This is a genomic window from Mycobacterium kyorinense, assembly GCF_002101735.1.
GTDB classification, from domain to species: Bacteria; Actinomycetota; Actinomycetes; order Mycobacteriales; family Mycobacteriaceae; genus Mycobacterium; species Mycobacterium kyorinense.
Genome location: NZ_LQPE01000031.1, coordinates 99,376 through 112,475, shown reverse-complemented (window position 1 = coordinate 112,475; position 13,100 = coordinate 99,376). Strand labels below are relative to the sequence as shown.

Here is a 13,100-nt window from a genome sequence, read left to right as displayed (position 1 = left end):
TCGAGGACGGTTTGGGCGTGCACGTCGAAACGGCCCGCCATGTCGCGCATCGCGTGCGGGTCGGTCATAAACCGGGCAGTCATCGAAATCTCCTTTTAGTCGCGATCATTGGAACTTGGTCGTTGCGAGATGGCCTAAACTGCTGCCTCCTTCCTGTCATCCAGCCGCTGGCGAGCGTGGTACGACGCTGTTGGTGCGCAGCTTCGCGGCAACGTTGCTGACCGCGCGTCCGGCCAATGTGCCGAGCAGGGCTTCGCCGAACATGCCGGGTGACATCGTCGAAACCGCCGGAGCGGCTGCGGTACTGGCGACCGGCAATGCGGTCGCGGAACTGGTAGGCAGCGTGGCAGTCGCCGCCCATGTTTGCGGTACCGACATGGTGCCAACCAAACTGGCGCGACCCATGCCCGCCGACACCATCGAGCCTCCCACGTTGGCGGGGACGGCGGGCACCGATGGCCCCGTCGATCCCGCCAAGAACGGTCCGATTCCCTGAGCTTCGTCGCGCATCGCGTTGATCGCAATGGCGTGGTTCGTTGTTTGAATAGCAGCTCCCGAAAATGACGAGCTGGTAATCGATGCGGTGGCGCTCGTGATGGACGGGATCTGCAGCAGCAGGTCTGTCGGCGTCGGTGCGGCGGGTGGCGCGGGGGCCTGCGCAGGCGCGGCGAGTTGCTGCATTGCCATGGGTAGTTGAGTGAGCAACTGCGAGGAGGCGGTCTGCGTCGGGCTACTGGCGGCCCGCGCAGCCGCAGCCGTTTGTGCGGCCACCCCGGCCGGGTCGGTGGTGCGCGGCGGGTCGGCGAACGGAGTCAGCTTCGACGCGGTCGCCGACGAAGCGGCATACCCGTACATCGCGGCCGCATCCTGGGCCCACATCCGGTCGTATTCCGCTTCCGTGGCAGCGATCGCCGGGCTGTTCTGTCCGAAGAAATTACTGGAAATCAGCGACATCAGTTGGGTGCGGTTGGCGGCGATCAACGGCGGAGGCACCGTCATGGCGAACGCCGATTGGTAAGCGCCCGCGGCATTCTGCGCTTGGACGGAAGTCTGCTCAGCCTGAGCGGCGGTACTGTGCATCCATGCCAGGTAGGGCGCGATCGCATTGGCCATCATCAACGACGACGGGCCCTGCCATCCGGAGGTGGTCAGTCCGGCGATCACCGAGCGGTAGGCGGCGGCCGACGAGTTCAATTCGCGGGCGAGTTGGCCCCATGCCGCAGCGGCAGCCAGCATCGGGCCAGAGCCGGGACCGGAATATATTCTGGCTGAATTGATTTCCGGGGGAAGTGCTCCAAAATCCATGTCTGAAGACCTTTCTCAATCGGTGGTCATGAAGTTGGTTATCCGGCGGCCGGTGAGCGCACAATGACGGGCTTGCTCTTTTCGCGTGGACCGTCGAAGCCGTGCGGAGAAAGCATGCCCAAGACTGACTGGCTGAACGTACTTCCCGGAACGGGCGGCATACCGGTTGCCGCAGCCGGCGCAGCAGCGACGCCGGATTCCGGCAACGCCATTGCGACAGTTCGGATCTCCGGTGCTGCCGTAGCCCAGGAAGGTGGTGCTGACAGGGACCCGACCATGGTGGCTCGCCCCATTCCCGCCGAAACCGCTGACACGGTTGGCCCGCTCAGCCGGACAGGTGTGCTCGACACCAGGCGACCGCCGGCAGCCGCAGACTTTTCCGCGTCCTGCGCCTCTTGAAACGCCATCCGCGCGTTCTGGATGAGGATGTTGCGCCCCGATGTCGCCGCGCTGGTGAACGAGAGTGCTGTATTCAGCACGTTCGGGATGCGCTCTACCGGTCCCAGCAACACCAGGGGGGACGGGGCCGACGGCGGGGCGGGCGCTTGCGCCGGGACGGCCATCGTGGACAGCAGCTGTGACACGGTCGTCGAGTGGGCCGCGGCGCCATTGCTGACCGCATGAGCTACCGCGCCCGATTGGGCGGCCAGCCCGACCGGATCGGTGGTGGGCTGTGGCGGAGTGAATGGAGTCAATTGACTTGCAGCAGCTGATGATCCGGCATATCCGTACATGGCGGCCGCGTCTTGAAGCCACATCTCGGCGTAGTGCGCCTCGGTAGCCGCGATCGCCGGCGCATTCTGCCCGAAGAAGTTCGTCGCCACCAAAGTCATCAACAGACTACGGTTAGCGGCGATCACCGGCGGCGGAACTGTCATTGCGAACGCGAGCTCATAGGCCGCTGCTGCCGCCATAGCTTGGGCGCCGGTCTGTTCGGCCTGCGCAGCGGTGCTGTGCAACCATGCCACATATGGCGCGGCAGCTGTGGCCATCGACAATGACGCCGGTCCAGACCACCCCGCGGCGGTCAGCTCGGAGACAACCGATCCGTATGCCGCCGCGCTGGCCGATAGCTGGGCAGCGAGCGCGTTCCAGGCCGCCGCGGCAGCCATCATCGGACCAGATCCGGGACCGGAATACATTCGGGCCGAGTTGATCTCCGGCGGTAGGGCTCCGAAGTCCAGCACAGGCCCTCCGTCTCAGCCGGTCGCGATGGCGTTGGCGGCTTCGGTGGCGGCATACGAGCCGGCGCTTGTTCCGAGGGTGCTGACGAACATCTCATGGATGGCGGCAGCCTGGGCGCTGACCGCTTGATAGAGGTGTCCCTGGGCGGCGAACTGCGCCGCCGTCAGCGCGGACACCTCGTCGGCGGCCGCGGGTATCACTCCGGTTGTTGGAGCGGCCGCGGCCGCATTTTCGGCGCTCATTGCCGAGCCGATACCCGCCAAGCTGCCTGCCGCGGCCGCCAGTGCTTCAGGCTGTGTTGTTACGAACGACATGGAATTCCCCTTCTTTACGACATCTCTACGGCGTGCGATGAACGCTGGACAATGCTGAAGTTAGGCGACCTCCCCTTCGGTTGATGACTCCGATCGTCTTAGCTTCGTTGGTCAACGAGAATGCGGTTGCGGCAGCGCTTTCGGCGAGTTCGGCGCGCGTCGGTTAATCGACAGCCGGAATATGTTGCGCTCCTGGTGCGCACGCGAGTCGGCCCCGGAAATTGCACGGGGGAGCGAGAATACGACGCGATTTGGGTTCGCCACCATCGGCACCTGCCTTTACCCTGACTCAGTCACGGGTAGAAGCCATCAGCCGGTGCGGCGGTTAAGGCGAGCTTCATCGCCTGCACCCGAGGTTACACTTCGGCCGGCGAGGCTGGCAATCAGTTGTCGGGATCGATTTGTAGCGGATAATTGGGGACGGCGGTGGGGCTCGCCGCAACCGCGATATCGCCGACAGTCCCTAGAGGTCTACTGGGAATGAGGCGCATGTCTAATAGAGCACCGCAGGAACCATTGTGAGTTCGCCATTGCGACGGATGTCGGAGGCGGCGCAATTCGACGTCATGTTTTGGCTGCCACCCGGGGGCACTGACAACGGGGTATGGGCCAGCGCCTGGGCCGAGCTGGCGGATCTTGAGCGCGACGATGTCGACCGGGTGCTCGCGCTGCTCGCTGACGCGGATATCGGCGGATACGTGGCGACCCCCGGTGGCCGTGGGTCGCGCACGGCAGAGCGGATTGTCAACCGGCTCTGGGTTGACTCGCTCCAATACCACCACGCCGAAGACGTGCTCATGACTTACTTCCGGGCCCGCTAATCGGCTCTCCGATCGTAGGCGTCTACCCGCCACCGGCCATCGACGAGGCTGAGCTGATTCCAGCATGCGGTTCGTTGCGGGACCTCGTCCAGCGACGGGTCCAGCTGCGACAACAATGCCCGGTTGAACGCATCGTGGGACACCATCACAACAGGGCCGGGTCCGTGTTCAGCCACCAGCTCGAAAAACGCCCGTCGTGCGCGATCAGCCAACGCGGGGAGGGGCTCCACACCGGGCGCGGAATCGACGCTCCCGTATTGGCGTTCGACGTCATCGCGACGATGCCCTGTCATCGGCCCGTAGTCGCGATCGTTCAGCCGTACGTCGACGATGACCGGAGCGTCAGCCGCCAGGCCGATCGCCTCGGCTGTCGCCACCGCCCGCTGCAATGGACTGGAGAGCACAACGGTCGGATGTTTGCCGGCCAGAACGTCGGCGAGCCGCGCGACTTCGGCGATGCCCACGTCGTCCAATGGCGGGTCGCTCAATCCGCGCAGCCGACCTCGGCATTGAGTGCGGTACGCCCGTGTCGAGCGAGGTAGACCCGGCTCGCGCCAGTCGTCATGTCGGGCCACCGTACTCGGGAACCACCACCACAGGGCGGTGGCTGTGCCGCAAAACATTTCGCGCGACCGAGCCGGACACGATATGCCCCAAGGCAGCGACATCCAGCAGCGCTTCGGCCGGGTCGCCGCGAATCTGGTGAAAGGTCCACTGCAGGTCCGCCGCGCCGAGAGCACCTGCTAGTTCGCCTGCAAATAGCAAAGCAGCCCGTCCGGCCGGGTCACGGTCGTTTCCGACGACCAAAGCCACGGTGATCTCCTCACTGCACCCGTACAGGAACCATCAGCCTGTCGGGCGGTTCGGGTGCTCCCGCACCCCGGCGGAGATCCATCGCCGCCATCCACCCTATGCGATCGACCAACGCGCGTGTTCTGCTTGACCAAGCAGAATTTGCGTTGGTTAACTAGTGGCGGCGATGGTGCCCGCCGGGAAGTCTTCTTCCGAACCGTCAGCTGGCTGATGGCGCCTGCGAACGAATGGAGTCGCAGGTGATCTATGTACTTCCCTGTCCGGGCGCGGCGGCACTATGACGTCGGCCGAGGACTCCCTAGTCGAATTGCGTTGTGCCGTAGCCGTCGTCCGCGGCGACGCGGTGCTGTTGGTCGAGCGTCCCGACCGCGGCGACTGGGTGCTGCTCGGCGGCCGTCCGCACCCGCACGAAGGCATGGTGTCGTGCGCGCGGCGGGAAACGCGCGAAGAGACGGGACTTGACGTCTTTCCCAACAGATGCGGCCTTGTGCTGGAAGTCAACGACCGCCTCGCGGGTCGTCGCATTGTCGAGTTGGTGTTCGTCGCCGAGGAGTTCGACGCGGCCTCGCAGGTAGCCGGAGAGGCGGGCCGGCGGCCGGTGTGGGTGAGTTGGGACGAGTTGAAAACCATCACCCTGCACCCGCCCATCGCCGGGTTCCTGCCGGACCTGCGCCGTGGTGGCTATGCGCGCTACCTCGGCAACCTGTGGCGCCCGGAACCCGGTGATTCATGACAGCTCTGCCGCTGCCGTTGATCCAGGGGTTGCAGGTCGCCACTGTCGCTGGTGGCGCCCCGGGCGTCAGCGGGTTCATCGCGTGGCTCGAAGCGCGGCTGCAGGGTCGTCGGGGGCCACGGATTTTGCAGCCGTATTTCGATCTGGTCAAGCTCTTCGGCAAGGAATCACTGACACCAAACGGCGCCGGTCCGATTTTCCGCCTGGCGCCGGTGGCATCGTTCGCGTGCTACCTCACCGTTCCATTGCTGATCCCGGTGCTCACCACCTACGCCTTGCCGTTGGGGTACATGGGCGACGTTCTCGGTGGCGGACTGATCCTGGCCTTCGCCAGCTTCCTGGTTGCCGTAGGCGCAGCCGAAACAGGGGACTCGTACGCCCAATTGGCGTCCAGCCGGGCCAAGACATTCGCCGCGATCACCGAGCCGGTCATGCTGCTGGTCTTTTTCACCGTCGCTATGATCACGACCACCGATCTGCCGTACGTGTTAGGGGCCACCGTCCGCAGCGGTCCGGATCAAATCGTCCGCCCCGCGCACTTGTTGGCCTCCGCAGCCCTATTCATGGTGATCATCTACGAAACCGGGCGTATACCCATCGAAACCCATACCGGCACCATCGAATTCGGGATGATCGAAACTGGCCGCACCTTCGAATACTCAGGACCCGACCTGGCGCTGTTGCATTGGGGGTCGGCGGCCAAACAGATGGTGCTGTACGTCATCCTGCTCAACGTGTTCGTCGCGCCGTGGGGAATGGCGGGGGGTGCATCGCTGATCGAGGTTGGATTGGCCATCCCCGCGATCTTGGGGAAAGCCGCGCTGCTCGGTGCCGCAATTGCGGTGCTGAACAACAGCTATGCCAAGCTGCGGCTCTACAAGATCACCGAATTCGTCTCGGCTGCATTGCTGTTGGCGGTCTTGGCGGTGTTCACGCTCTACCTGGGAGGCGGCTGATGGCGTTGGCGGGCAATCAGTTTGTTCCCACGGTCTACGACGGAACCGCCAACACCGTGGCGCTGATCGTGCTGCTGCTGGAGTTCGGGATGCTGCGGCAAGCGATGCTGCGCGGCCAGGTCCGGCTGTACGCAGGACAGTCACTGGCGGTCAGCGTGCTGGCCGGCGTTGTCGCGTTTCATCATCATGTTCCCGAGTTGTACGCGCTTGCCGTGCTGTCGTTCTTGCTCAAAGTGATCGCCGTCCCGCTGCTGGTGTTCGGGCTGCTTCGGGAAGCCCCTGAAGAAATCGCCGGCAGCGGAGTGCTCGGCGTGGCAACCGAAGTGCTGATCTCAATCGGCATCGGCGCATTCGGGTTTTTCGCCGTCGGTGTTCTCGGTATCCATTCCGAAGTGCTGCCCACCACCGCGCTGAGCCTGTCGGTGGCGGTGGTGCTGGTGGCCTTCGTGTTGATGATCGTCCGGCGCGACGTTGTCAGCCAGGCCATCGGTTTCTTCTCGCTGGAAAATGGCGCGTCGCTGGCGAGTATGGTTGTCGCGGCGGGTATGCCGCTCATCCTCGAGGTGGCGTTCTTGTTCGACCTGTTGGTGGCGGTGGTGGTATTCGGGGTGCTGATGCGCACCCACCACCGGCGGACACGGTCGCTGTCCACCGCGTCGCTCGATCGGCTTCGGGGGTAGCCGATGTCCGTGGTGATGGTGCTGCTCATTGTCCTGCCGTTGCTGACCATCCTGGTGTGTGCCGTTGCGCCACACGGAGTTTGCGCGGCTGCCACCGCGGTTACGGGCATCATCGCCCTCGTGCTGGCAGCGATACTGGTGCCGGCCAGTCTCGACCACACCCTTACCGCGCTGCGATACCTGCGCGCCGACGCACTCTCCGTCGTCTTCCTGCTGGGCACCTGCTTCCTCTATGCCGTCGTCGGGGTGTATTCCATCGGCTACCTCGGTGACGAGGCGCGTGCTGTTCGATCCGACACCGCCGAAGAGCAGGCGCTGTTCGCCCGCTATAGCACCCAGTTCTACTTGGGGTTGAACGCCTTTGCCTGGTCGCTGATCTGCGCACCGCTGGTCAACGGTCTGGCCCTGCTGTGGATTGCCGTGGAAATCACCACCGTCGTCTCGGCGCTGCTGGTGGCGCTGGACAACACCGAAGGCGCAACCGAGGCCGCGTGGAAGTATGTGCTGATCGCGTCCTCCGGGCTGGGCATCGCACTGCTGGCCACCATCTTCATGTACTACTCGGGCGCGCAGGTTCTCGGCCAGTCCTATGATCTGGCCTTCGATCCATTGGTCGCCGCGGGCAACCAACTACCACACACCCCAGTACGTTTGGCATTTGCCTTGGCGGTGGTGGGGTTCGGCACCAAGGTGGGACTGTTCCCTGTGCATACCTGGCTGCCGGACGCCCACGCGGAGGCGCCGACACCGGTGTCGGCGCTGCTGTCGGGATCACTGCTGGCGGTAAGCTTCTACGCCATCTTGCGCTACTACCAGATCACCGTCGCGACCCTTGGGCCGCGGTTTCCTCAGATCGTGCTCTTGGTCTTCGGTGTGCTGTCGCTTCTGCTCGCGGCGCTGTACCTACTCGAGCAGCGTGATATCAAGCGGCTGCTTGCTTATTCGAGCGTCGAGCACATGGGCATCATCGCGATCGGCGTCAGCTTCGGCGCGTCGATCGCGTTTTCGGGGGTGCTCTTGCACGTTCTCGCACATGCCGCCGCGAAGGCCAACGCGTTCATGGGCGCCGGTGTGCTGGTGCGCAAGTTCGGTACCAAAGACCTCGCACGGATGGCGCAGGGCATCGGACTGCTTCCATGGTCGGGCCCGATGTTTTTTGTCACCGTTTTCGCTTTGTCGGCGATGCCGCCATTCGCCTTGTTCCGCAGCGAGTTCCAGATTGTCTCCGGCGGCTTCACGCATGGCCGCAACGTGGCCACCGCGGCGCTCGTCATTCTGGTCAACCTCGCATTCCTGGGACTGACGTGGGCGACGACGCGGATCTTGTTCCGATCAGAGCCGGAGGCGCCGAAAGCGGACGGGCCTGCGTTGAGTCCCGGCGAGCCGAGTCGTTGGATGGTGACTCCGGTCGCGGCGGGAGTACTCGTTCTCTTGGTGCTGGGGGTAGCGCCACCCTCGGACCTGGTCGATCTGTTTCACCGCGGTGCAACCGAACTAATGGTGGGTACGCGATGAACTCGGATACGACCACCGTCGCCGACCTCGAGCTGAACGAGTGGCGCGCGCAGATCATCGAGCGTGTCACGGCGGGTGTGCGATTCGCGGGGCTTTACGCTACCCATCGCGGCGATGCGGCGCAACTACACGCGCTGCTGGTCGGCGGCGACTCGGTCAGCTGTCTGCAGGCCGGCCTGTCTCCGGAAACCGACGGCTCGCTGTCGTACCCGTCGCTGACACCCGATGTGCCGGCGGCATTTTGGTACGAACGCGCATTGCACGATCTGTCCGGTGTAGTGGCCCTCGGCCATCCGCGGCTGGATCCACTGCTGCTGCCCCGCGGGCCCGGGCAGCCTTCGCCGCGGCCCGGAAACTCAGAGCAGGCCACACTGGAACGCCACATCCATTCCCGCGCCACCGAGCACCACGGGCCCGTCGACGTCAGAGGTGGCGGCGTCTTCACGTTGCCACTCGGACCGGTGCGCTCCGGCGTGTTCGAATCGATCGAATTCCTCATCGAAACACCGGGCGAGGACATTCCGCATCTGAACATCCGGCCGCACTACAAGCATCGCGGAATCGCCAAGCGGTTCGAGTCATTGCCGGTGGCCGACGGCATCCTGGTTGCCGAACGGGTGGAGGGCGTCGCCTCGATCGCGCACGCCCTCGCCTTCGCCCACGCTGTCGAAACGCTCGCGGACGTCAGCCCACCGCCGCGGGCGCGGATGGTGCGGGTGGTCCACGCCGAGCTGGAACGCATAGCGAACCACCTCGACGTCGTCATGCGGCTCTGCGACGCGGCCGGGTTGGCCGTTCCCCTCGCCCGATTCGGATGGCACAAAGAGTCGGTGCTGCGATTGGTGTCGGCGCTGTGCGGCAACAGATTCGGCCGCTCGGTCATCTGCCCCGGCGGCGTCAATGCCGAGCCGCGGCTGAAGCCCGCGGCCATTTCCGAACAAGCCGCGGCGATCCTGCGCCGCATCCGGCGCGACCGCGACGCGCTGATGGTCGACGCATCGTTCCTCGACCGGCTGCGAGGAACCGGACATCTCGACCTCGCACTGGCCACGTCGCATGGCGCACTCGGGCCAGTGGGCCGCGGCTCCGGCTGCGACGACGACGCCCGGTGCCGCGCATACGACGGCTACGCCGACCTTCCGCCCGTTGACGGCGCCGTAGTGCAGGACGGCGGCGACGCATTGGCGCGACTACGGGTGCGGTGGACCGAAATCGACATCTCCGCCGAGCTGATCGCCCGCGCCTGCGACTCACTTGCAACCATGTCCGACACCGAACTCGCAAGGCCGGCACCCGACGTCGACGGCTTTGCGGTGGGCTGGGCGGAGGCACCGCAGGGCGAGGTGCTCTACGGCCTAGAGGTCCGCGACCGGGCGATCGTGCGCTGCTTCGCGCGCTCCGCCTCGCTGCACAACATGTTGCTCTTTCACGACGTCTTCCAGGGCGACGTGTTCACCGACTTCCCGTTCATCGAGGCGAGTTTCGGCTTGTGCTACGCCGGGGTGGCGATGTAGATGGCGTGGGTTTTCAAAGGGCTGCGCAACGGGATCGTCACGACCCCGTGGCCGAAGGGCTCAGACCAATACTTCGATGAATTCGCCGCCGCGGTGCGGGTGCTCGACTCCGGTTCTGCGGTGCCGGACGCAGTCGCAGAAGCGGCCGCTGCCTGCCCCACCGACGCTATCGCAGCTGACCCGAGGCCGCGGCTGGATCGTGGACGCTGTATCTTGTGCGGTCGCTGCGTTCGGCTTGCTCCGGACTGGTTCGCATGGGAACCAGGTTGTGGCACAGCGGAACTGGCGCGGTCGGCGTTGGTGGTGGGTGACGTCGAAGAAACCGACGAGGCGCTGGCGCAGCTGCGGGACAAACTTGCGCGGCGGGTGCGGCGACTGCGCCGTTCGGTGCACATTCGCCATGTCGACGCCGGATCCAACGGTAGCGACGAGTGGGAGATCCAGGCACTCACCAATCCGGTCTACGGCGTGCACCGGCTGGGCATCTTTTTCACCGCCAGCCCCCGTCACGCCGACATTCTGTTGGCAACCGGTATCGGCGTCGCCGGCATGGTCGAGCCGCTGCGCCGCACACTCGAGGCGATGCCGGAGCCGACCGTCGTGATCGCCGTCGGCACCGACGCCATCAGCGGAGGCATCCTCGGCGGCGGGTATATCGGCGGTACCGGAATATCCGAGCATGTTCCGGTCGACGTGTGGGTGCCGGGCGCGCCGGCCTCTCCGTTCAGCGTGCTGCACGGCATTCTGCTGGCGCTGAATCGGGTTCCGGCACGCAGAGTAGGGAGCGCACGGTGATCGTTGACGGCCTGGCGCTGGCAGCATCGGCACTGCTGATCAGCTGGTGCGCCGGATTGCCCGCTCGCAGCATCACCCAGATGGCTCTGAGCACCGTCGCATGGATCGCCAACATCGCTGCCGCAAGCGCTTTCGTGATCGCCGGCGTGTTCGGGCTGGCTGGCTGCGAGGAACGGCTCAATCTCGGTGACCTGGCGGGGCTCGGCCCGGCCAGCTTGTCCGTCGATGCGTTGTCGGGGCTGTTCTTGATCATCTCCTTCGGTGTCGCGATTCCTGTCTTGGCCGCTGCCGCGGCACCCGCCAATCGTCGTCGTCCCCGCCTGCCCGCTGCGGTCGCCATCGCGCTGGCCGCTGTCGCGGTGGTCCTCACCACCGACAACCTGTTTGTACTGCTCTTCGGTTGGGAGACGCTGACCGTCGCGTTCTATCTGATGGCCGGCTACGATCGCGAACTGCCCGGGCGCACAGGCGGCTCGGTCGTCACGGTGGTGTTCGGAAAGGCCAGCGGCGCAGCGCTGTTGCTGGGAGCCCTGCTGCTGGTAGCGCGCAGCCATACCTTCATGTTCACCGCAAACGCGGTCGATCCGCGCAGCGCCGTCGGTCAGGCCGCTTACGCACTATTGCTGCTGGGCTTCGGCATCAAAGTCGGCATCGTGCCCGCGCATATCTGGATGCCACGCGGTTATGCCGCGGCGCCTGGGCCGGCACGCGCGGTGATGGCCGGTGTCGCGGTCAACGTCGGGTTCTACGGGATGTGGCGCACGGTAAACGTTCTCGGCCCGCCACCCGTCTGGCTTGCTTGTGTCGCGCTGATCGTCGGCGGAGTCACCGCCATCCTGGGCATCGCCCATGCCGCGGTCCATCCCGATCTGGCGGCGTTGATCTCTTGGTCGAGTGTGGAAAACGCGGGCCTCATCACCGCCGGGTTCGGTGTTGCGCTGGTCGGCGTCGCCGCGAAGGAGCCCAGGCTGGTTGCGGCGGGACTGGTGGCCGGCACCGCTCAAGTGATGACGCATGCGTTGGGGAAGTCGGCGCTGTTCGTCTCGGCGTCGGCCATCGAACAGGCTACTGGGACCACCGATCTCGATCGGCTCGGCGCTGTGGTGCGCCGCCTGCCTTGGGCCGGAACGGGTTTGGTGATCGGATCGCTGACCCTAGCCGGGTTGCCGTTGACCGCGGGTTTCGCATCGGAGTGGTTCATCTTGGAGTCACTGATGCAACAGTTCCGGGTATCGAGCCTTGCCATGCAGCTGTCTACCGCGGTAAGCGGTGCCCTGGTCGCTTTGACGATCGGTATCGCGGCCGTGACGTTCGTGCGGGTGGTTGCGCTTACGGCGTTCGGTCCCGCGAGGATGGGCGAGCCGCCGATGGATCCGGACGGGGCGCGGGTAGATCGTGAGTGGCCGTATCGTCTCGGCGTGGCCGCTCTGGTGGCCGGGTGTTTGGGGGCCGCCGCCTTCGCGCCGCTGCAGGTGCGGCTCATCGGGCGTGGGCTGGCACCCGTCGTGGGCGACCAAGCGGCCGGAGCCAACGCCAAACCGTGGGTCCTCCAGCCGGTGTACGCCGACTTCTCCGCGCTGTCGCCGACCTGGCTGTGGATCGTGCTGCCCGGGATGGCAGTGCTGATTGCCGGGTTTGCCGCGTTGTTCGCCGGCCGAAACCCGTTTCGGGCACGGCGGGTAGTGCCGTGGTCGTCGGCTTCGCCCGGCGTTGACCGCGGCGTCGGCTACACCTCGTTCGCCTACGCCAACCCGGTCCGCAACGTGCTGAGCACAGTGCTGTTGACCACTACGGAATTGGTCAAGCCATCCGATGGACCCGGCGCCCGCGCGGTGGCTCCGCTGGTTCTCACTTACCGAGTCGACGTCGTCGATCTCGTCGAACGATATTTCTATCGGCCGCTCACCGCTGCGGTGCTGTTCGTTTCGAGATCCGCGAGACGGCTGCAATCGGGTCGATTGGATGCATACATGGCCTACATGCTGATCGCGGTGCTGGCAGTACTCGCCGTCGTGATCGCCACCTCGTGATGTCCAGAAGCCCAGTGGATCAATGATCCGGCAATCCGAATGGCATCTCCGTTGCGGCCGCGGCGATTTCGAGAAGGCGGTTGTATTTGGCTACTCGTTCTCCCCGGGCAGGAGCACCCGATTTGATCTGGCCGCATCCCGAGCCGACGGCCAGGTCGGCGATGAACGAATCAGAGGTCTCACCGGAGCGGTGGGAAATCATTGCGCCGTAGCCCGCGTCGCGGCACACCTGCAAGGCGGCAAGCGTTTCCGAGACGGTCCCGATTTGATTCACTTTGATCAGGGCTGCGTTGGCGAGACCGGCACTCACCGCAGCCGTGATCAGCTCGGGGTTGGTGACGAAGTTGTCGTCGCCAACCAGCTGCACCCGATCACCGAGCGCGCCGGTAGGAGTCAACCACTGCCACAACGATTGTCCGGACTCTCGTGCGAAAGCCTG

13 protein-coding genes, 2 pseudogenes and 3 riboswitches are annotated in these 13,100 nt (G+C 65.2%); of the genes and pseudogenes, 8 read left to right on the top strand and 7 right to left on the bottom strand.

Annotation, left to right across the window (positions count from 1 at the left end):
* From AWC14_RS29120 to AWC14_RS06045, 4 genes and pseudogenes are all read right to left on the bottom strand, one after another.
* A pseudogene (locus AWC14_RS29120) lies at nt 1-83 on the bottom strand (WXG100 family type VII secretion target); the annotation flags it as partial.
* A 73-nt stretch (nt 84-156) separates the two neighbouring features.
* Complete coding sequence (locus AWC14_RS06055) at nt 157-1,305, bottom strand: PPE family protein (protein WP_045376768.1); 1,149 nt, start codon at nt 1,303-1,305, stop codon at nt 157-159.
* Between the two features lie 38 nt (nt 1,306-1,343).
* Entirely contained in the window at nt 1,344-2,489 is a 1,146-nt protein-coding gene (locus tag AWC14_RS29935) for a PPE family protein (RefSeq protein ID WP_052425546.1), read from the bottom strand.
* A 15-nt stretch (nt 2,490-2,504) separates the two neighbouring features.
* Nucleotides 2,505-2,804, bottom strand: a complete 300-nt coding sequence (locus AWC14_RS06045; protein ID WP_045376772.1) for a PE family protein — start codon at nt 2,802-2,804, stop codon at nt 2,505-2,507.
* 293 nt (nt 2,805-3,097) lie between these two features.
* Nucleotides 3,098-3,158: riboswitch (Fluoride riboswitch) on the bottom strand.
* Between the two features lie 164 nt (nt 3,159-3,322).
* On the opposite strand from AWC14_RS06045, the gene AWC14_RS06040 reads away from it, so the two are divergent.
* The gene (locus AWC14_RS06040; protein WP_045376775.1) at nt 3,323-3,625 is read left to right on the top strand and encodes a hypothetical protein; all 303 of its coding nucleotides are present in this window, start codon (nt 3,323-3,325) and stop codon (nt 3,623-3,625) included.
* On the opposite strand, the gene AWC14_RS06035 is transcribed toward AWC14_RS06040, so the two are convergent.
* Both AWC14_RS06035 and AWC14_RS06030 read right to left on the bottom strand, forming a co-directional pair.
* The gene (locus tag AWC14_RS06035; protein WP_237761622.1) at nt 3,622-4,113 is read right to left on the bottom strand and encodes a histidine phosphatase family protein; all 492 of its coding nucleotides are present in this window, start codon (nt 4,111-4,113) and stop codon (nt 3,622-3,624) included. The genes AWC14_RS06040 and AWC14_RS06035 overlap by 4 nt on opposite strands.
* 73 nt (nt 4,114-4,186) lie before the next feature.
* Nucleotides 4,187-4,438, bottom strand: coding sequence for a universal stress protein (locus tag AWC14_RS06030; protein WP_085241012.1), 252 nt, complete (start codon nt 4,436-4,438; stop codon nt 4,187-4,189).
* A gap of 17 nt (nt 4,439-4,455) precedes the next feature.
* Nucleotides 4,456-4,533: riboswitch (Fluoride riboswitch) on the bottom strand.
* Between the two features lie 58 nt (nt 4,534-4,591).
* Nucleotides 4,592-4,665: riboswitch (Fluoride riboswitch) on the top strand.
* A gap of 50 nt (nt 4,666-4,715) precedes the next feature.
* Here AWC14_RS06030 and AWC14_RS06025 point away from each other — a divergent pair.
* From AWC14_RS06025 to AWC14_RS05995, 7 genes are read left to right on the top strand one after another with little or no spacing between them, the layout of a single operon-like run.
* The gene (locus AWC14_RS06025) at nt 4,716-5,171 is read left to right on the top strand and encodes an NUDIX hydrolase (RefSeq protein ID WP_045376781.1); all 456 of its coding nucleotides are present in this window, start codon (nt 4,716-4,718) and stop codon (nt 5,169-5,171) included.
* Complete coding sequence (locus tag AWC14_RS06020; protein WP_045376784.1) at nt 5,168-6,127, top strand: respiratory chain complex I subunit 1 family protein; 960 nt, start codon at nt 5,168-5,170, stop codon at nt 6,125-6,127. The genes AWC14_RS06025 and AWC14_RS06020 overlap by 4 nt, the downstream gene beginning before the upstream one ends.
* On the top strand, nt 6,127-6,807 hold the full coding sequence (locus AWC14_RS06015) for a hydrogenase (protein WP_045376787.1): 681 nt from the start codon (nt 6,127-6,129) through the stop codon (nt 6,805-6,807). Before AWC14_RS06020 ends, AWC14_RS06015 begins: the two co-directional genes overlap by 1 nt.
* A 3-nt stretch (nt 6,808-6,810) precedes the next feature.
* The gene (locus AWC14_RS06010; protein WP_045376790.1) at nt 6,811-8,322 is read left to right on the top strand and encodes a proton-conducting transporter transmembrane domain-containing protein; all 1,512 of its coding nucleotides are present in this window, start codon (nt 6,811-6,813) and stop codon (nt 8,320-8,322) included.
* Nucleotides 8,319-9,836 carry a hydrogenase large subunit gene (locus AWC14_RS06005; RefSeq protein ID WP_045376793.1) on the top strand — a complete coding sequence of 506 codons (1,518 nt, stop codon included), beginning with the start codon at nt 8,319-8,321 and terminating at the stop codon, nt 9,834-9,836. The genes AWC14_RS06010 and AWC14_RS06005 overlap by 4 nt, the downstream gene beginning before the upstream one ends.
* Nucleotides 9,837-10,631, top strand: a complete 795-nt coding sequence (locus tag AWC14_RS06000; RefSeq protein WP_085241010.1) for an NADH-quinone oxidoreductase subunit B family protein — start codon at nt 9,837-9,839, stop codon at nt 10,629-10,631.
* Nucleotides 10,628-12,661 (top strand): proton-conducting transporter transmembrane domain-containing protein, encoded by a 2,034-nt coding sequence (locus tag AWC14_RS05995; protein WP_045376798.1) that lies wholly within the window; start codon nt 10,628-10,630, stop codon nt 12,659-12,661. Before AWC14_RS06000 ends, AWC14_RS05995 begins: the two co-directional genes overlap by 4 nt.
* Here AWC14_RS05995 and AWC14_RS30165 read toward each other — a convergent pair.
* Nucleotides 12,607-13,061, bottom strand: a pseudogene (locus AWC14_RS30165) (hypothetical protein); the annotation flags it as partial. The gene AWC14_RS05995 and the pseudogene AWC14_RS30165 overlap by 55 nt on opposite strands.
* Nucleotides 13,062-13,100 lie beyond the last annotated feature (39 nt).

Bases quoted from the DNA above. Each gene is read 5' to 3' on its own strand.
- AWC14_RS06055 (WP_045376768.1), bottom strand. From the start codon at position 1,305: ATGGATTTTGGAGCACTTCCCCCGGAAATCAATTCAGCCAGAATATAT.
- AWC14_RS06045 (WP_045376772.1), bottom strand. From the start codon at position 2,804: ATGTCGTTCGTAACAACACAGCCTGAAGCACTGGCGGCCGCGGCAGGC.
- AWC14_RS06025 (WP_045376781.1), top strand. From the start codon at position 4,716: ATGACGTCGGCCGAGGACTCCCTAGTCGAATTGCGTTGTGCCGTAGCC.
- AWC14_RS06020 (WP_045376784.1), top strand. From the start codon at position 5,168: ATGACAGCTCTGCCGCTGCCGTTGATCCAGGGGTTGCAGGTCGCCACT.
- AWC14_RS06015 (WP_045376787.1), top strand. From the start codon at position 6,127: ATGGCGTTGGCGGGCAATCAGTTTGTTCCCACGGTCTACGACGGAACC.
- AWC14_RS06010 (WP_045376790.1), top strand. From the start codon at position 6,811: ATGTCCGTGGTGATGGTGCTGCTCATTGTCCTGCCGTTGCTGACCATC.
- AWC14_RS06005 (WP_045376793.1), top strand. From the start codon at position 8,319: ATGAACTCGGATACGACCACCGTCGCCGACCTCGAGCTGAACGAGTGG.
- AWC14_RS06000 (WP_085241010.1), top strand. From the start codon at position 9,837: ATGGCGTGGGTTTTCAAAGGGCTGCGCAACGGGATCGTCACGACCCCG.